Below are 17,105 nucleotides of genomic sequence, written 5' to 3'. Positions count from 1 at the left end.
ATAAAAACCGATCTCGAAGTCGAAGGAACGTAAAAATGTCGATTGAAACACTGGTGGAAACGGCAGTGAAGACGAAACGCGACCCTCGCTATGATATTTTGTTCGAGCCTGTCCAGATTGGTCCGGTTCGAGCTAAAAATAGATTCTATCAGGTGCCCCACTGCAATGGCGCAGGTTACAAATACCCGAACACGGTTGCGGCCATGCGGGGCATGAAGGCGGAAGGTGGCTGGGGAGTTGTTAATACTGAATTCTGCAGCATTCACCCGGTGGGCGATCCGTCGCCGACAGGTCACGCACGTCTGTGGACTGATGCTGACATTGCGCCCAATGCCTTGATGGTTGAGGCCGTGCACAAGAACGGTGCCCTTGCTGGCTGCGAGACCGTCATAACTGGCGTTTACTCTCACAACCGAGATAGCCGAGAGATCTCACTCTCCCCCTCGCCATATCCATCGCCTCTTGGCGATTTTCCGTCGGTAGCTCGCGCATTGGATCGGAACGATATTAAGAATATCCGCCGCTGGCACAAAGAAGGCGTCCTGCGTGCAAAGAAGGCGGGCTTTGATATCGTATACTTGTACCTTTGCCACGGAATTAGTATCTTACACGACTTTCTCTCGCCCCGTATAAACCACCGGACCGATGAATATGGTGGGAGCTTGGAGAACCGTCTACGACTAACACGCGAAATTCTTGAAGAAACGCGGGACGCTGTAGGAGACAAGTGCGCAATTGCGATTCGCCTTTCGCTTGATGACGTTTTGGGTGACGAGGGTCTCTCAAGGGAAGAAGGTAGGGAGGCGATGCATATGCTGGCTGAGGCCCCAGATCTTTGGGATTTAACAGCTGGTGCAGTAGATTCAATCACCTCGCGCTTCGAGAAGGAAAATTGGCTCGAACCTTGGCTGAGTTTCGTGAAGTCGGTGTCCAGCAAGCCAGTTGTTGCGGTAGGTCGATTTACCTCTCCTGACACTATGGCGTCTATGGTCAAACGTGGCCTGATAGATTTTGTTGGAGCCGCACGACCCTCCATCGCCGATCCGTTTCTACCAAAAAAGATCGAGGAGGGAAGACTTGACGACATCCGAGAGTGTATTGGTTGCAACATTTGCCTCGCAAGCCAAATGATGGTCACGCCGTCCCGGTGTACTCAGAACCCCACATTTATGGAGGAATGGAGGCGCGATTGGCATCCTGAGAAAGTTACCATCGGCCATTCGTCCAGTAGTATCTTGGTTGTTGGTGGTGGGCCAGCAGGGCTCGAAGCAGCGCACATTCTGGGGAAGCGAGGCTTTCAGGTGAGCCTCGCGGAGGCTGGAAAAGAGCTTGGCGGGCACCTTCTGCCGGTTACACGGCTGCCAGGTTTGAGTGAATGGCTCAGGGTTCGGGACTATCGGCTGGGACAGCTACAAAAGCTGACAAACGTAGAGATCTTTCTTGACAGCCAGCTTGATGCCGAGCAGATCCTCACATTTGGGTTTGACCACGTTGTCTTAGCGACCGGTTCCCACTGGCGTCGAGATGGCATTGGTCGCCGTCACGTTTTGCCGATTCCAACAAATGAGAATGCGGTGGTGCTGGCACCAGAGCAGATCATGACAGGGTGCGAGGTGCGCGATCGGGTCATCATCTTTGACGACGACCACTATTACATGGGAGGGATTCTGGCCGAAGTGCTGGCAAAGCGAGGACATGCCGTCACAATCGTTACCCCAACCCCATTGGTTTCGAGTTGGACTTCGGTCACCTTCGACCAAACGCTGATACAGACCAAGCTGATCGAACTTGGCGTCGAGATACGAACAAATATGGATCTAGCCACGATAGAGGGCGATCATGTGACGTTGAGCTGCGTGTTTACTGGGCGCAAAACGCCGATCGCTGCCGGAAGCGTTGTTTTGGTTACTGCGCGGGAGAGCAATGACGCCCTCTATAATGCATTGATGGGGCCGAACGAAAATGTTCCTCCAGAACTGAAATCGTTAGCCAAGATCGGGGACTGCCTTTCTCCCGGCCTTCTTGCGCAGTCGATTTATTCTGCACATCGCTACGGACGAGAGTTTGACGTGGCAACGCCGCCATTAGCTAAGCTCGAGAGGCTTTTGCTCGACCAGTAGGTGAACGCAGAGAGACGAATGCATGGGAGCAATTTTCTGCTCGTGCTGGATTTGGGGCCAGTACGGCCCCTCAGGAGGCGGTATCGATGAAGGAACTGCAGACAAATGTTCTTGGTGCTGCGGTGTGAAGGCGAAGATGTCAAGTGCGGATTCCTTCAGTTCAAGATGTGCGTGAAGATACAAGATGTGCGTGAAGATAGGGGGTGAGGATGTCTTGGTCGAGATCGCGGTAGCCGGCCTACGCCATTCCGAAGCGCTCGACCTGCGCCGAGACCATTCGCGAGACGAAGTTCGGCAAGTCGCGACTGGTGCTGCTCCATGCTACGACGGTAACCGTGCTGTCCGACTACGCCGCGCGACGCGACGCACATCTCGGTATATCGCGCCAAAAGCATAGTCCTTGTCGAATTCGCCGAGCGCCATGTTCTGCAGATGAACATGGAAGCCAGGCTCTATGTCTTTTGTAGCAAAGCCGATTATCTGACGTACCGCCAGAATCGGTTCGCCGGACTTGATGGATTTGACGGAGACCTTATGTCCAGCCGGGACCGCGCTTTTAGCGACTATCGATCCACCCAACGCCGTACCCTGCGTTATCATTCGTCGCGCAATCGCGACATTGTCGCTATCATGCAGGACCAGCACCGGAGTGACGTCCTGCTGTTGCGTGGTATCGCTCTGCATCGTTACTCCTCACCTGCCGGCGGGCCAGAAACCCGAACCGCTCCGCTGGCAATCAACGCTTCAATACGATCTGGGTCGATGCCAGACTCTCGCAGAACCTCGACTGAATGCTCGCCGAGATCGGGGGCAGGACGATCGAAAACAAGCGGGGAGCCAGAAAGCTTCAGCGGCTCCAGCGCGACGCGATAACGGCCGCCGTAGCTGTGCTCAACCTCCCGGACTAATTCGCTGGCCACATCGGGATCGGCCAGTGCCTGGCCGATGCTGCGCACCGGGGCCAGCAGGATGCCCGTTGGGGCAAGACGGGAAAACGCATCATCGCTGGTCAACTGACGCAGCCGGTCTGACAGGATAGCGGCGATCTCGTCGCGCTTAGTCCAAGCACCCTTGCCCTCCAGCAGCGGTACGATCCGGTCGGTCAGATCCAGCGCAGCGGCAACGTCGGGAAGGGCTACGGGGTGCGCCACCAGAGCAATCGCGCCATCGCGGGTCGAATAGATGCCGTAAGGCGCCGGTTGATGGCTATGGCTTATCCCATTTCGGCCCCGACTTGCCTGTTGTTGTGCGTTCAACGTATAGCTCGATTCCGAGGCCAGCAAGTGTAGCGCGCAGGACATCATATCCACACGTACCCATTGGCCACGCTCAGTCTGGTCACGCTGGCGCAAAGCCGCCTGAATGCCGATGACTGCCTGTGAGGCCGTATAGGTATCGACGATGTAGGCACCGGCGGCTACAGGTGGACCATCGGCTGACCCGCCAAGGCTGGCAATGCCCGAAAGGGCCTGAATAATCAGATCCTGCCCCGGCTTGTTCCGGCTTGGGCCGGCCGGATCGTAAGCCGCAATCGAGCAATAGATCAGTCGATGGTTCATTTCGAGAAGGGCAGCACTGCCGAGACCCATGCGCTCCAAGACCCCAGGGCGGAAATTCTCAAGAATGACGTCCGCGTGGGAAATCATTTCGCGGATAATTTTTTGGGCCTCCGGCTTTTTCAGGTCAATGGACAATGAACGCTGGTTGCGGTTTATGCCGAGGAAATAGGGGCTGGGTGCATCAGCGGCCGCGGTCAGTTCCTTGATCCCGCTACGCTGATAATCGCCCGCCGGGGCTTCGATTTTGATGACATCTGCGCCAAGGGAACCAAGATATTGCGCCGCAATTGGCCCGGCCGCATAGTGAGTAAATGCAAGGACGCGAATACCGCTTAGTGGATGCACGTCGCCTTCGTGCAGGCCATTCGATTTGCCGGTTATGCTTAGCATGGGTTTCCTCCGATGGCTCTCTCTCTATGCTGCCCTCGAACTGCGGCTTCTCAGGGAGGCGATGGTGCTGTCGATCACGGCAACGACCTTTTCGCGCTCCTCGCCGACCAGCGGCAAACGCGGCGCACGCGTCCATTCGGGCGCCCCGTAGACAAGATGCTCAGCCAGGCAACAGCGCGGATTGTTGATCGGGGATTTTCATTACAGTTCTCCATTTAGGGGCAGATCGGATGCGGCACAGTCCTCTTCGGCGGCGCAATGGCGCGGCAGAAGAGCTTAGCGAGCATCGATCGCCCCATGCTGCTAGTACCAATGAATTCGATTCGTTCAGCGTTGCGGAAACAAGTGGCATGCACGGCGCTTTCTCCAGCTCTATGTCGGACGCAGGACTTCTTCCAGAGCGAGTTCGCAACATGACTCGTGATATATCTTTCTTCACTCAGCAACAAGAAGGTAATCGTTAAGAGTTGTTACGCTATTGGTATTAAGAATATTAAAAAATTATAGATACCGTTACGAAATGATAATTTCAGCTTAACATTTAGCATGGGAGGTATTCACGACCATAGCTTAAAATGTACATCTATATGAGGTAACGGTCTCCAGCGAGCAGCTCTGCATGCTACGACGCTGTTGGGGTCGCGTCCCTACAGGTGGTGTAGCTCGGCGGTAGCGAAGCCGCTCGCGAGCGCGCCTTCGATAGCTCTGTAGATGCTATGGGCGGCGGCGAGCGTGTGGCACCCTCGACGCTGTTGAGCAGCTACCTAAGGAGCGCCCCATGTCACCATCCTTTGATGCAAGCAAATCCCTTACTGCCCTTGATCAGGACAGCACGTTGGTCGCAGTGATTGAGATGAGCCAGACAAAGTGGCTCATTGCTGCGACGGTCCCTGGCTTTGAACGTAATCCTCTCAAGAAGCTCGATGCCGACCCGGATTCGGTGTTCAGGCTGTTGCGCCGCTGGCGCAGCGAAGCCATCCAAGCCGGGCGTGAAGTCCGGCGCATCGTTGTCGCCTATGAGGCTGGACGCGACGGCTTTTGGTTGGCGCGCTGGCTTCAGGCGCGCGCTGTCGAAGCTTATGTCATACATCCATCGAGCGTCGCGGTTTCCCGTGAACATCGGCGTGCCAAGACCGATCGCCTCGATACCGAACTGCTGATGCGCGCCTTTCTTGGCTGGCTGCGGGGCGAGAAGCGCCACTGCAGCATGGCAGCCATCCCAACCATCAATGAGGAGGAGGCCCGCCGTCCGAACCGTGAACGAGACAATCTCGTCCGCGAACGTACACGGATCGTCAACCGCATCAAGGCAATCCTCGCTCGCTTCGGCATTCGCGCCTTCAAACCCAATCTGCGCAAAGCTGCCGAGAAACTGGAGGCTCTGCATACGGCGGAAGGTATGCCCCTACCGGAACGAAGCCGAGCCGAGTTGCGCCGTAATCTCGGACGGCTTCACCTGTTGCATGAACAAATTCACGAGATCGAACAGGAGCGGTTGCGGCAGCTCTCGGTGGTTCCGGACACGGAGAAGGGTCCGCTCGCGATGGTTCGCCTTCTTGCGCGGATCATCGGTGTAGGTATCGAGACTGCGGACATGCTGGTGAATGAGATTCTCTCACGCGGCCTGCGTGATCGGCGAGCCGTCGCCCGCTATGCCGGACTTACCGGGCGCCGGATGAGAGCGGCCAACGCAGGCGCGAGAAAGGTCTTGCGCGGGCCGGCAACGCTCGCGTCCGCTACGGCATGATCCTATTGGCTTGGCGGTTCCTCCAATTCCAAAAGAACAGCGCGCTGGCGCACTGGTTTTGCGCGAGAACGGCCGATGGCCGTGGCGGTACGCGCAAGACAATGATCGTGGCTTTGGCGCGCAAGCTACTGATTGCCTTCTGGCGACTTGTCACGACCGGCGAGATCCCGACGGGAGTAGCCCTGCGTCCGGTATAAAGCATGGAGGAGCGTTCGACAGGACGAGCATTGAAGTTTGGCAGCTGCAATAGCGTCTGCCAATAACGATCCGAGGTGGTGGTGATCCCGGTCGCTCACATGGCTTACGACGCCGCGCTGTAGAATGGGCCCACCGCCCGGAGCTTCGCCGCCGATGCGTATGGCTGCATCATGGTTTTTGATCCGCGAGGATCAACCGCATACAAGCTTGCGGCGCGTTTACGGGCGCCTGATGGCGAGCTCCCCTCGGTTTGAAGTTGTAGACCTCTACAAACAGCACCTGCCGGCTCAATGTAACGCTGCCGCCGTGCTCGTGACCATCAAGGGCAAGTCGCTTCGCGATGGCCAAAGGCCCACCCCTGACCGTCACTGCGCGCGGCGCCCCAATGGACCCCGGAGCCAAAGCAGGAACAAATGGGCGCACACGGCTGAACAAGGAGACGGAACGACTGAAAGATCACCTTGACAAAGATTAGCCCATACAAGCGAGCGAGCGGCTTCGCGGTGGTCATCGGCAGTTCGCCGGTAAGGTATTGCTGACACCCAACCTGATTCGAAGGAACCATCGATGACCGACGACATGATGAACCTGCGCGCACTTATGGAGAAGACCCCGGATGCCGATCTCTTGCGCGAGATGATTGGCTTTGCCGCCGAGCGGCTGATGGAGCTGGAGGTTGGGGCCGCCACCGGCGCCGCCTATGGCGAGAAGAGCCCGTTGCGCACGGCCCAGCGCAACGGCTATCGCGAGCGCGGACTGGGAGACGCGCGCCGGCACCGTCGAGCTGCGCATCCCCAAGCTCAGGAAGGGCTCCATTTCCCCGGTTTCCTAGAAAACCGCGCCGCATGGCCGAGAAGGCGCTGACCGCCGTCATCCAGGAGGCCTACGTCCAGGGGATCTCGACCCGCTCGGTCGACGACCTGGTCAAGGCCATGGGCATGAGCGGCATCTCAAAAGCCAGGTCAGCCGGCTGTGCGAAGAGATCGACGGCAAGGTCAAAGCGTTCCTTGAAAGACCCATCGAGGGCGACTGGCCATATCTGTGGATCGACGCCACCTACCTGAAGGTGCGCCGGGGCGGCCGCATCGTCTCGGTCGCCGTCATCATCGCTGTCGGCGTCAACGCGGACGGCCGGCGCGAGGTGCTGGGCATGGAGGTCGGCACGTCTGAGGCCGAGCCGATCTGGACGGAGTTCTTGCGCAAGCTGACCCGCCGCGGCCTGCGCGGCGTCAAGCTCGTCGTCTCCGATGCCCATGAAGGCAGCAAGGCGGCCGTCACCAAGGTGCTGTGCGCGACATGACAGAGGTGCCGCGTTCACTTCATGATAACGTGCTGACCCATGCCGGCAAGAGCGGGCGCCGTGTCGTCTCCGCTTTCATCGCCACCCCCTTCGCCCAGGAAACCCCCGGGGCCGCAAGCACCCAATGGCGCGCCGTCGCCGACCAGATCCGGCCGAAGGTGCCGAAGCTGGCGACACTGGCGCGCTGCGCTTGCGGCTTGCTTGGTGAAGAGCTGGGTCCCTCTCAGGGATGGTGTGAACGGCGTCATGGCCGAGGTCAGCCAAACATCCAGGAGAGATGACTATGGACTATTATGATGCAGGGATCGACGGTGCGCCGTGACGGTAAGCGGGATCAGGCATTTTGATGGTCTTCAGCTTCCGCTTCCCCGATGTTGTGGGGGATCAGGGAAGCGGAGCTGAAGTGGGTGCGTATTTCCGGCGATCGTGAGCATCGCCAAGAAGCCGCTGGCTCGCTACGGCGCTGTTGAGGGCGCGCTCGCGAGCGGCTTCAGCACTCCCGCCAAGCTCCGCCACCGCAATGTGCAGATTCTGAGGCATGCCGCCCCGGATTCTGAAATGATGCCGCCCCCTCGTTCCGAGAATTAACCGCCCCCTGACTCCGAGATTATTCCGCCCGCCGGAGGGTGGATGGTTGGGCCAGGTGCTCTGCCGGTTGCAGGTCTCTTCTTTGGCTTGCAGAGGAAGGACCGAGATGGCGGCGGAGAGACTGAGCATGCGGCGTGTCCGCGAGATTTTGAGATATCGATTTGCGGAGGGGCTTGGCCACAAGGCGATCTCGTATCGAGTGGGGGCAGCGCCTTCGACGGTGCGCGAGACGCTGCGGCGACGTACGGAGGCGGCCGGGCTTTCCTGGCCGCTTGGCGAGGAGGTCAGCGATGCGGTTCTGGAGGCCGCTCTACAAGGCGGCGGGCACGAAGACGGGCCACCGCCGCAGCGTCGAGCCGGACTGGGCGCAGGTCCACCGGGAGCTGAAGCGCACGCATGTGACGCTGCAGGTTCTGTGGGACGCCGTTATGTTGCCGCTATGTTGCGTGAGCAGCATTCTTTCACGGACGCTCGGGTGCCACAGCGTTCTTCACGCAACATAATTAGATGTCTGGGTAGCAAGCCTTTGTCCAATGGAGGTTTGCTATGGATCAGACGACTTATTCCAGCCAATTGGCCGTATGCCGTTGTGATAACACGCCATTCGCTGACGAGCGCGACCAATTATGGCCACAAGCTCAATTTGACCACCGGGCGAAGCGGGCTGGTCCTTGACATCGTCATCGAAGCCGGAAACCCGGCCGACAGCGAGCGTTCCTGCCGATGCTTGAGCGCCACATAGCCTTCTACAACCAGGCCCTTCCACAAGAAGAGCGGCCTCAGGGTCGAAGCCATGGTCAAAAGCAATTGGATCTATCGCAAGCTGCGCAACTTCCGCGCCGGCATCGAGGCCGGCATCTCCTGGCTGAAACGCTCCTACGGCTTGGGGCGCTGCACCTGGCGCGGGCTCGGCCACTTCAAGACTTATGTCTGGTTCTGTGGTGGCTTACAATCTCGCGCTCTTCACCGGCGCCTCAAACCGGTCGGACGCCACGCATCAGGGCGCGCTCAGTGGGCTCGCCGGCGGGCGCCGGCCGATACCCTATGCTGGCTTGGCCGCTGGAAATGCTCTCGCTCGCGATCTGCACGCCTCGTGGCCATGTCGCGCACGCCCCAGGCCTTGGCCCGGCGCAGATTTTTTTCGCGGCTGGCATAGCCACCGTGTCAAACGAATTCAGGAATTGACCCCCGCATTGCCTCAAGCAAAATGTTACCAATAGTGTCGCTGTTCCGAATGGGATGGTCAGGTGTTGTCATCCCGATTCGGAGGATGGATGGCAAGGCGGATCAGCATGGCGACACGGTCGGAATTGGTGGAAGCAATTGTCGAGCGGTATCGATCGGGGAGCCGAAGCGATAAGCGCCTCATCCTCGATGAGTTCGTCGCCGTGACCGGTTATCATCGCAAGCATGCGATCCGAGTGCTCCGTCAACGCGCGTCGAAGATACCTGGCAACAAGAGGCACAGCCTTCGCTATGGCGGCGATGTTCGCGAAGCGCTCGTGGTGTTGTGGGAGGCATCGGAGCGGCTGTGTTCCAAACGGCTGCGGCCGTTGATACCTGTCTTGCTGCCAGCGCTTGAACGGCATGGCCGGCTGGAGCTCGATGCCGCGCTCCGCGGCAAGCTGCTGACAATGAGCCCGGCGACGATAGATCGGCTTTTGGCGGAGGTACGTGTTGTGGCTCGCGGCGGCCAGCGCCGGCGAGCAGGAATGAGTTCGGCGGTTCGCCGATCGGTGCCGGTGCGCACCTTCGGGGACTGGAATGATCCGCCGCCCGGTTACGTCGAGGTCGATTTCGTGGCGCATTCCGGCACATCTTCGTCCGGCAGCTTTGTGCAGACGATGGTGTTGACCGATTTTGCCACGGGGTGGACTGAATGCGTTCCGGTCCGCACGCGCGACAGCGGCAATGTGATTGTGGCGATCAAGCAGGCCCGCTCGTTCTTTCCCTTCCCCCTGCTCGGCGTAGATTTCGACAACGACAGCGCCTTCATGAACGAGTTCGTCGTCTCCTGGTGCCGCAGTGAGGAACTGGACGTGACGCGCTCGCGCGCCTATCGAAAGAATGACCAGGCGCATGTGGAGCAGAAGAATGGCGCCATCGTGCGTCGCCTGGTGGGGTATGGTCGGTTTGTCGGCGCGGAGGCGACGGCCGCGCTTGGTAAACTTTATGCTGTCGTGCGGCTTTACGGCAATCTGTTCCAACCGTCATTCAAGCTTCAGGAGAAGACGCGGATCGGCGCTCGTGTGATCAAGCGCTATCATCCGCCAGTTCCGCCTGCGGCCCGTGTCCTTGCACATCCGGGTGTGGCCGAGGCCGACAAGCAGCGGCTCCAGGCGATGATGGAAACCGCCGATCCCGTGCTGCTGTTTGCTGGCATCCGCGCCGCGCAGGAGGAGCTTGGGCGGCGGGTCGATCGTCGTGGCCTGAATACGAAGATTGAGGAGCCGGCCGTTATCGATCTCCAGCGCTTCGCCGCGAATCTGAAGACGGCCTGGAAGAGTGGCGAGACCCGACCAACGCATCGGCGGCCGTATCGGCGGACCAAACCCTATCCGAAGAGACCCAGCATGTACGAGCCGTTCGAGGCGCAGATCAAGGGATGGCTCGAGGAAGAGCCGGCGCTCTCGGCAGCAAGTGTGTTGCAACGCCTGACAAAGATCGACCCCTCGCGCTTCAAGGAAAAGAACCTGAGAATGGTGCAACGGCTTGTGAAGGTCTGGCGCATGGAAATGGCTGGGCTGATCATCCTCGATGGCGGTTGGATGAAGAGCTGGCCGCTATCTCCCTCCGCCGCGACGGATGGAGAAAGGGCCCATGTCGGCCCTATCGCGTTCGGTAACATTCCTCGGTGAGGCAATAGGGGGGGTCAGTTTCTCACTTCGCCTGACACCCCGTCGGCCGCCGCCTGCTGCGGCGTGCCATCGCGCGCTGCCAAGCAGCACCGGTTGCGCGGCCAGAACCACCCTTTAATCTCAGAAAAACCGGCCGACCGTGGTCAACAGTGATGGATGAACTTTTCCGCCCCATGTCCTTTTTCACAGGTTTGTCCTTCGTTGATGGGCAGCACGGGGACGGGATGGGCCTTGAGACGACGGTTGATCCAGCGTTATCCGCAGGTTGGTTACCGCACTTCCGTAATTTGTCTTGGGCTATCCCTGTCTAATATCGGGCGTTGGGCTGATGCCCAGCCACATAGTTGGCACGGGAATTCCCACCGTGGCCACATCCCGTCTCCGTGCTGCCCTTGATTCCGCCGGGAGACCCGGCGCGGGACTGCCTTCAATCCGGCGGCGGCCGCGCCGGGGGCGCACTTGTCGGGATCCTGATCTTCGATGAAGAAGCGCACTGCATCTCACCGTACCGGTTCGACCTGATGCCGATGGCCCATAGAAACGCCGCCATCTCGCGCGCGATCGCCGCAACTACGATGGGTTTTTTCTTGCCAGCGGCCGTCAGGCGCCGGTAGCGCGCGCACAGCCGGGTCTGCGCCTTCCAGGCAATCTCCCGCACCGCCTTCGGCAGGCCCTCGAGGCGGACTCGAATGGGCTCCGTCACCCTGGCCAGATGGCGATAGCTCCAGGCACCTTCCACCAGGACGCGTTGCGTGCGGCGGTTACCGGCAAGCGTTAGACCGCCACGCTTCACCGTGTCGCCAGTTGACGCTCCGAGGGCACCAAGCCAAGAAAGGCCATTAACTGTCGCGGACTGTCGAACCGACGGACATCGCCGACTTCGGCTGACGAAGGTGACGGCGACGACAAAGGAGACGCCGCGAAGCGCCTGGTAGGCCGCCACCACCGGCGCCATCGACCAGCTGGGCGCCAGCTCGGGCAACTGCGCATCCAGCCGCTCCAGCCGGTTCTGCGCATCCGTGATCACGTCGACCTGGTCCTGGAACACGATCTGCTCGGCCGGATGGTCGAACTTTTGCGCCGCCAGCCAGCGGGCATGCGCGCGGCTCCAATTTGTGGCCGGTAAACACGCGACCATCGCGCAGCAGGAAGGAGAGCAGCTGCTGGCGCTTCTTGCGCAGATCTTCGCTCGCCGCGGAGCGTGCGCGTCACCATATCACGCACCGCCTCATGCACCGCGTCGGGAACCCAGATTCCCTTCAGTTCTCCGGCCCGCAGCAGCCGCGCCAGGCTGACCGCATCGCGCCGGTTCGTCTTGACGCGCTCACCCGGACGTTTCGGGATCAGCGAGGGCGCAACGACATCGCAGCGGTGGCCGAGCTCGACGAGCTGGCGGTAAAGCCCGCAACCGGTCTGGCCGGCCTCGTAGCAGAAATGCAGGCCGGGATGCTTTCTCTCCAGCTTGCGCACGAAGCGCTCCACGGCCGCCGTCGTCGCCTCGATCTCGCCGAAATACCGGACCTCTCCATCCCGTCCGCATTCGGCGGCCGCTATCGCGTGCTTGGCTTTCGACACATCGACACCGACGTAAAAACGTTATCTTCTGTCACGGCCCGTCCTTCCTTTGCTTGGGGCTCGGCTCGGGCACTCCGAGCAACCCCCGTTTGCTTACAGCTGCAAAGATTAAGGGCGGGCCACCGCTCATACCACGGTCACAACGTCTAAGGACGACCGCCGCTCACGCCACGCTTGTAACTTCTAATCCATCTTGGAGGAAATTACCCGTGGCGGGTCACCTGCGCCCGTCCAGCTCAAGCGCAATCTGCGTTGCAGGTCGATTGCGCGCGCCACACAAGCAGGGCTTTCACAGGGAGATTTACGGCAGTCGTTGGTTCTCCTCATACCACTTCGACGTCTTCAAAGTGCTCGATTCATCAACGCGTTTTTCAGTCGTCGGCCTCCGAAAATATTTCAGAATATATTCAACACAATACTTGCACACCCTCACATTTTCCGAAACTTGCCGATTTTGTAAGATATATTGAAAAATATTTTCAAAAATATATCCAATTCGATAATTGATTTCTTCTTATTTATACGCAAAAGAATTGTGAGACGTTCGCAGCGTCTACTGTAGTCAGTCTTAAGGAGCAGGAATATGACGACCTTTGATCAGTTAAGGAGGAGGCTAGAACTCAGCCAACAGCATACTTTTCCGCTGTCTTTTCAGGAATTTGGACTAGAACTAAGTGTGAACGAAGGGGTCTTTTCCTCACTAGATTTCCAAAGTTGGCGTTGGTATGCGGATAATTTTCCTTCTGTTGCCGGGAAAAGTATCCTGGAGATCGGCTGCGGCTTCGGCCTCCCAGGACTGTACCTCGCGAAACTCGGCGCGGCGTCAGTGGTAGCTTGTGATATCAATCCTAAGGCGGTCACTAATACGCTGGAAAATGTAGCAAGAAACGACATTCAGAACGTCGAGGTGATCGAAAGCGACATTTTCAGCAATATTCCTCGCCACCGAAAATTCGATTTTATATTCTGGAATTGTCCGTCGATCTTTGCGCCGGACGACTACGAGTATAGGGACAACCTCGAACGAGCAGCTATCAATCCGGGCTATAAATTGCTCAGCCGTTTTTTATCAGAAGGCCCAGAATTCCTCACAGAGTCAGGCAGCATCCTTCTAGGCTTCGCCAGTGATGCACGGGACGATCTCCTCTCGGAAATCATCGACGCAAACGATCTCGCCTCCGTACTTCTCGGGTCAGGCACCTACCCTCACGTGAGCGTGACCTGGAGGATTTTCTCCATACGCAAACGGGCCTAGCACTACTTTGGCACTTTAGGTTCGGCGGGTTGTGCGAGGAGCCTCTCACAATGACCCATCGTAGGGGCGGCGGCCGTGCGAAGATGTCGAGGATCGCTTGCCTGATGGCCGGCATGGTCGGTTGCGGAGGCGGTCCTGCGACTCTTTTTTTTCGTCCCGCTGCTTTGAGGCGGCGGGATTGGAGAAGGCATAGGCGAATCATCGTCATCAAGGCGTGTCGATGTAAGCCCCTCCAGGATCTGCCGTCGAAGTGGTCGAGACCGAGTTCCTCCTTGAGCTGCTGGTGGGCCTGTTCGCAGACCCATCTGGCTTTGATCGTGGCGCCGAGTGTCTTGATGTGGCATCGGCCGGTAGGTTCGACACATAGTATTTCTGCTCTCCGGTTGACCGCCGCTCGCCAACGAGCCAGACCTCTTCGCCAGGCATGCACTGCAGCCCAACGGCACCGCCAACCTGTTTGTCTTCCTACATGCGCACTACTCCTGGCGCAAGGTGAAGGTCACCGAGCGGCGCGCGGCACACGACTTTGCCCACTGCATGCGCGACCTTGCTGATATCCATTATCCCGGTGCCGAGCGCATTCGCGTCGTCCTCGACAATCTGTCGACCCACTACCCCGCCGCGCTCTATCAGGCCCTGCCGCCATCAGAGGCGCGAGGCATCCTTCGACACGGCTGGGGTTCCACTACACGCCCAATCATGCCAGCGTTCCGTCGACCGAGAAGTGATCCGTGGAAAGGAGCTTCACCTTGGGCTGCGCCAGGACTGCACTGAGGAACTTTGCCGCGATGTTGCCCTCAAGCAGCCGGTCGCGGTTCTTCGAGAACACCGAATGGTCCCAGGCTGCGTCGTCGATGCCGATGCCGACGAACCAGCGGAACAGAAGGTCGTATTCCAGCCGCTCCATAATCCCTTCGGGCCAGTGTGAATCACCGCTGTGGTCCGGTGGCGAGTGCCTTTTTCAACAGCCTGCTTCTGTAACGGGCCTCGATAGGTCAATCCCATTTTGCGTCGTCCAGTTGCCGGGGTTGCTTCTGTACGGGGTCGGTGCGCGACCGCCACCTGATGGAGTTTGAAGAGGATAAGGCCGACCAATCTAGAGACGCGTGATCGCGATGCCACGCAGGCTGTTGCGGTCTGACCTGATCCATCGTCCCGGCAACAGGACCTCGCTTCGGGAGGGCCTGGTGTCGTGACCCACCCGAATACGGTTGTTCTCCCCTTTCTCAGGCGGCTGCCGTCATCGTCCTGGCCGCCGCGTTGAAGACAGTTCCATCGGCGAGCGTGCGGTGCAGGATCACCGCAAGCTTGCGCGCCAACGCCACCTTGGCCTTCTTCATCCCGGCCCGCCGGGCGATCCGCATCGCCCAGCTTTTCAGCTCCGTGCAGCCCTTGAGCGGCTTCACCAGCATGATGTGGGCGGCCTCATAGAGCGCCGTGCGCACTGCGGCGTCCCCGATCTTGCTGATCCGGCTGCTATAGTCGGTCTCGTCGATTGATACCTCTTCGGCGTCAGGCCGAAATGCGCGCCCGCCCGCTTCGACGAGCGAAAGCGCCCGGGTCGTCGATCGCAGCGGCATAAGTGAGCGCCACGATCGGACCCACTCCCGGCGTCGACATCAACCGCCTGGCCCTGGCATCAAGGCGCACCAGCGCGCGAACCTTTTTCTCGAGAGCCTGGAACTCGCGCAGTAGCACGGCGTGCACAGAAAGCAGCACCGTGGCCACCGTCTTCAGGTTCGGATGGCCAGCCACCAGTTCACGGATGCGGCAAGCAAAGTCGCGCGGTGTTGTCTTACCGACCTTGAGCCCGAAGCCGCGCAAAATGCCATGCACACTGTTCTCTACATCCCTCAGCTTCGATTGAATGAGCTTGCGCGCCGTCAGGACCGCCCGCACCTCTTGCGCGGCCAGCGACTTGCAATGCACCGGCCGGAACCAGCCAAGCCGCATCAGCTGCGCGATCCCGCGAGCGTCATTGCGGTCCGACTTCACCGGCATGGCCTTGAAGGCGTCGCGCAGATGTCGCGTCTCCAGCAGCTCGACCGCCAGTCCCGCCTGCCGCATCGCCGCAAAGAGCCATTGCAACAGCGGCCCGGCTTCCAGCCCGATCCGCGCCAGGGAATGCCGAGTGAGGCAAACCAGGCAATCAATGCCTCCGGCTCGCTCGCCACCCTGGTTTCGCGAACGATCTTGCCGCTCGCATCGACAACGCACACGCTCGAGTATTCCAATGACACGTCGGTCCCTGCATAATGCTCCATGGTCGTCTCTCCTTGATGCTTGGAGCGGGCCTGTCCCGACGTAAGCGCCTGGCCGATCACCTATGGGTTTGGGCTTGATGTTTTCCGGAATCGCCAAGGCATGAGTTCCTCGATCTGGCTCTGTGGATGGCCGTTGATGATGGCGTCGAGGGTTTCGGCAAGGTAGGCGACGGGGCTGACGTCGTTGAGCTTGCAGGTGGCCACGACGGATGAGAGCAGCGCCCAATTTTCGGCCCCGACCTCATGGCCAGCAAAGAGAGCATTTTTTCTGGTCAAGCATAGTGGCCGGGTGGCGTTTTCGACCGGCTTGGTGTCGAGCTCAAGCCGGCCGTCGCCGAGGAAGCGAGTTAGCCCTTCCCAATGGGCAAGACCATAGCGGATGTCTTCGGCCAGCTTTGAGCCCGAGGAGATCATCGACAATTGCTTTTCAAACCACGGCTTCAAGGCGGCGATGATCGGGGGCGATGATCGGGGTGGAGTACTGCTGTCGGGCGGCGAGCCGAGCTTGTCGCGTCATGCCGCGCACCGTCGCCTCGACGGCGTAGAGCGTGGCGATCTGGCGCACGGCGGCTTCGGCGATCGGGGACTTGGTGTTGCGCGCCAGCTTCACAAAATGTCGGCGCAGGTGGCTCCAGCAATGGACGAGCATCCAGGTCCTTGTGGCCGCTCCAGGCGTGTCAGCCGGTCATAGCCCTCGTAGGCGTCAACCTGCAGGAACTGTCCGGCGAAGCCTTGAAGGAAGCGTTCGGCATGCTCGCCGCCGCACCCGGGCGCATACCCCAGTGTGGACGGCCCCGACCCAGCGGCATCGCGATGTGCCAAGATGGCGTTGTCAAAGGACCATCAGAAGAAAGGAACAGGAGAAGTTTGGTTTTCCCGTTGATCGCGGCCAGCATTCGTCTTTGGATGCGCTTGTCAGACTGATTGACTCAGTGCCGATCGATCAGGCCCTTTGTGTGATTTCCTGCTCTTCGAAGGGCGAGCCTGCCTGGCCGCCAGCGGCCTTGTTCAAGGCCATGCTGCTGTCGATCTGGTACGACTTGTCCGACGTCAAGCTTGCCGAGGCGTTGGACGACAGAGGATCGTTCCGACGGTTCTGCGGGTTTTCGGCTTAAGAGCCGACACCTGAGCGAACGGGTTTCGTGCGTTTTCGAACGGCCCTTGTGGCCCATGGTCTGGACAAGACGCTGTTCGACGAGATCACCGGCCAGCTCAAGGCCAAAGCGATTCAGGTGAAGACCGGTACGCTTG

General features: G+C 59.4%; 11 protein-coding genes and 11 pseudogenes. 12 read left to right on the top strand and 10 right to left on the bottom strand.

All coding sequences use genetic code 11. From position 1 onward, the window contains the following. The first annotated feature begins 35 nt into the window (after window positions 1–35). Complete coding sequence (locus tag NKH13_RS29870; protein ID WP_352916356.1) at window positions 36–2,120, top strand: oxidoreductase; 2,085 nt, start codon at window positions 36–38, stop codon at window positions 2,118–2,120. 223 nt (window positions 2,121–2,343) lie between these two features. Further along, a pseudogene (locus NKH13_RS29865) lies at window positions 2,344–2,515 on the top strand (tyrosine-type recombinase/integrase); the annotation flags it as partial. Here NKH13_RS29865 and NKH13_RS29860 read toward each other — a convergent pair. From NKH13_RS29860 to NKH13_RS29850, 3 genes and pseudogenes are all read right to left on the bottom strand, one after another. Further along, a complete protein-coding gene (locus NKH13_RS29860; RefSeq protein WP_352916354.1) occupies window positions 2,442–2,804 on the bottom strand; it encodes a UxaA family hydrolase in 363 nt (120 codons plus the stop codon). The pseudogene NKH13_RS29865 and the gene NKH13_RS29860 sit on opposite strands and share 74 nt — an antisense overlap. A 2-nt stretch (window positions 2,805–2,806) precedes the next feature. Continuing rightward, complete coding sequence (locus tag NKH13_RS29855) at window positions 2,807–4,069, bottom strand: CaiB/BaiF CoA transferase family protein (RefSeq protein ID WP_352916352.1); 1,263 nt, start codon at window positions 4,067–4,069, stop codon at window positions 2,807–2,809. 24 nt (window positions 4,070–4,093) lie between these two features. Continuing rightward, window positions 4,094–4,237: pseudogene (locus NKH13_RS29850) on the bottom strand (dihydrodipicolinate synthase family protein); the annotation flags it as partial. A 610-nt stretch (window positions 4,238–4,847) separates the two neighbouring features. On the opposite strand from NKH13_RS29850, the pseudogene NKH13_RS29845 reads away from it, so the two are divergent. The 7 genes and pseudogenes from NKH13_RS29845 to NKH13_RS29815 all read left to right on the top strand — a co-directional run bounded on the left by NKH13_RS29845 (window position 4,848) and on the right by NKH13_RS29815 (window position 10,760). Next, window positions 4,848–6,013 (top strand): annotated as a pseudogene (locus NKH13_RS29845) (IS110 family RNA-guided transposase). A 568-nt stretch (window positions 6,014–6,581) separates the two neighbouring features. Next, on the top strand, window positions 6,582–6,878 hold the full coding sequence (locus NKH13_RS29840; RefSeq protein ID WP_352916348.1) for a transposase: 297 nt from the start codon (window positions 6,582–6,584) through the stop codon (window positions 6,876–6,878). Next, window positions 6,860–7,314: pseudogene (locus tag NKH13_RS29835) on the top strand (IS256 family transposase). Before NKH13_RS29840 ends, NKH13_RS29835 begins: the two are co-directional and overlap by 19 nt. After that, window positions 7,311–7,595 carry a hypothetical protein gene (locus NKH13_RS29830; RefSeq protein WP_352916346.1) on the top strand — a complete coding sequence of 95 codons (285 nt, stop codon included), beginning with the start codon at window positions 7,311–7,313 and terminating at the stop codon, window positions 7,593–7,595. The pseudogene NKH13_RS29835 and the gene NKH13_RS29830 overlap by 4 nt, the downstream one beginning before the upstream one ends. A gap of 434 nt (window positions 7,596–8,029) precedes the next feature. Then, a pseudogene (locus tag NKH13_RS29825) lies at window positions 8,030–8,324 on the top strand (IS21 family transposase); the annotation flags it as partial. A 50-nt stretch (window positions 8,325–8,374) separates the two neighbouring features. Then, window positions 8,375–8,870, top strand: a pseudogene (locus tag NKH13_RS35765) (transposase); the annotation flags it as partial. A gap of 306 nt (window positions 8,871–9,176) precedes the next feature. Further along, on the top strand, window positions 9,177–10,760 hold the full coding sequence (locus NKH13_RS29815; protein WP_352916345.1) for an integrase catalytic domain-containing protein: 1,584 nt from the start codon (window positions 9,177–9,179) through the stop codon (window positions 10,758–10,760). Between the two features lie 526 nt (window positions 10,761–11,286). Here NKH13_RS29815 and NKH13_RS29810 read toward each other — a convergent pair. After that, window positions 11,287–12,335, bottom strand: a pseudogene (locus NKH13_RS29810) (IS110 family RNA-guided transposase); the annotation flags it as partial. 583 nt (window positions 12,336–12,918) lie between these two features. Here NKH13_RS29810 and NKH13_RS29805 point away from each other — a divergent pair. Continuing rightward, a complete protein-coding gene (locus NKH13_RS29805) occupies window positions 12,919–13,590 on the top strand; it encodes a methyltransferase (RefSeq protein ID WP_352916344.1) in 672 nt (223 codons plus the stop codon). A gap of 2 nt (window positions 13,591–13,592) precedes the next feature. On the opposite strand, the pseudogene NKH13_RS29800 reads toward NKH13_RS29805, so the two are convergent. Next, window positions 13,593–14,028, bottom strand: a pseudogene (locus tag NKH13_RS29800) (transposase); the annotation flags it as partial. Here NKH13_RS29800 and NKH13_RS29795 point away from each other — a divergent pair. Continuing rightward, window positions 14,029–14,297 (top strand): annotated as a pseudogene (locus NKH13_RS29795) (transposase); the annotation flags it as partial. On the opposite strand, the pseudogene NKH13_RS29790 reads toward NKH13_RS29795, so the two are convergent. The 5 genes and pseudogenes from NKH13_RS29790 to NKH13_RS29770 all read right to left on the bottom strand — a co-directional run. Then, window positions 14,294–14,500, bottom strand: a pseudogene (locus tag NKH13_RS29790) (transposase); the annotation flags it as partial. The pseudogenes NKH13_RS29795 and NKH13_RS29790 sit on opposite strands and share 4 nt — an antisense overlap. Before the next feature lie 316 nt (window positions 14,501–14,816). Then, window positions 14,817–15,854, bottom strand: a pseudogene (locus NKH13_RS29785) (IS110 family RNA-guided transposase). Between the two features lie 60 nt (window positions 15,855–15,914). Beyond that, on the bottom strand, window positions 15,915–16,268 hold the full coding sequence (locus tag NKH13_RS29780) for an IS66 family transposase (protein ID WP_352916342.1): 354 nt from the start codon (window positions 16,266–16,268) through the stop codon (window positions 15,915–15,917). A gap of 13 nt (window positions 16,269–16,281) precedes the next feature. Then, a complete protein-coding gene (locus NKH13_RS29775) occupies window positions 16,282–16,503 on the bottom strand; it encodes an IS66 family transposase (protein ID WP_352916340.1) in 222 nt (73 codons plus the stop codon). After that, window positions 16,461–16,676, bottom strand: coding sequence for an IS66 family transposase (locus tag NKH13_RS29770; RefSeq protein ID WP_352916338.1), 216 nt, complete (start codon window positions 16,674–16,676; stop codon window positions 16,461–16,463). The genes NKH13_RS29775 and NKH13_RS29770 overlap by 43 nt, the downstream gene beginning before the upstream one ends. On the opposite strand from NKH13_RS29770, the gene NKH13_RS35760 reads away from it, so the two are divergent. Beyond that, window positions 16,637–16,969, top strand: coding sequence for a transposase (locus NKH13_RS35760; protein WP_502914595.1), 333 nt, complete (start codon window positions 16,637–16,639; stop codon window positions 16,967–16,969). The two genes, NKH13_RS29770 and NKH13_RS35760, sit on opposite strands and share 40 nt — an antisense overlap. Window positions 16,970–17,105: the final 136 nt, after the last annotated feature.

The sequence above is a fragment of the Mesorhizobium sp. M1348 genome (assembly GCF_040317925.1).
In the GTDB taxonomy this organism is placed as follows: domain Bacteria; phylum Pseudomonadota; class Alphaproteobacteria; order Rhizobiales; family Rhizobiaceae; genus Mesorhizobium.
This window is presented reverse-complemented; position numbering and strand designations above follow the sequence as displayed.

Coding starts and splice junctions, on each gene's coding strand:
- NKH13_RS29870 (WP_352916356.1), top strand. CDS start 36: ATGTCGATTGAAACACTGGTGGAAACGGCAGTGAAGACGAAACGCGAC.
- NKH13_RS29860 (WP_352916354.1), bottom strand. CDS start 2,804: ATGCAGAGCGATACCACGCAACAGCAGGACGTCACTCCGGTGCTGGTC.
- NKH13_RS29855 (WP_352916352.1), bottom strand. CDS start 4,069: ATGCTAAGCATAACCGGCAAATCGAATGGCCTGCACGAAGGCGACGTG.
- NKH13_RS29840 (WP_352916348.1), top strand. CDS start 6,582: ATGACCGACGACATGATGAACCTGCGCGCACTTATGGAGAAGACCCCG.
- NKH13_RS29830 (WP_352916346.1), top strand. CDS start 7,311: ATGACAGAGGTGCCGCGTTCACTTCATGATAACGTGCTGACCCATGCC.
- NKH13_RS29815 (WP_352916345.1), top strand. CDS start 9,177: ATGGCAAGGCGGATCAGCATGGCGACACGGTCGGAATTGGTGGAAGCA.
- NKH13_RS29805 (WP_352916344.1), top strand. CDS start 12,919: ATGACGACCTTTGATCAGTTAAGGAGGAGGCTAGAACTCAGCCAACAG.
- NKH13_RS29780 (WP_352916342.1), bottom strand. CDS start 16,268: ATGATCTCCTCGGGCTCAAAGCTGGCCGAAGACATCCGCTATGGTCTT.
- NKH13_RS29775 (WP_352916340.1), bottom strand. CDS start 16,503: ATGCTCGTCCATTGCTGGAGCCACCTGCGCCGACATTTTGTGAAGCTG.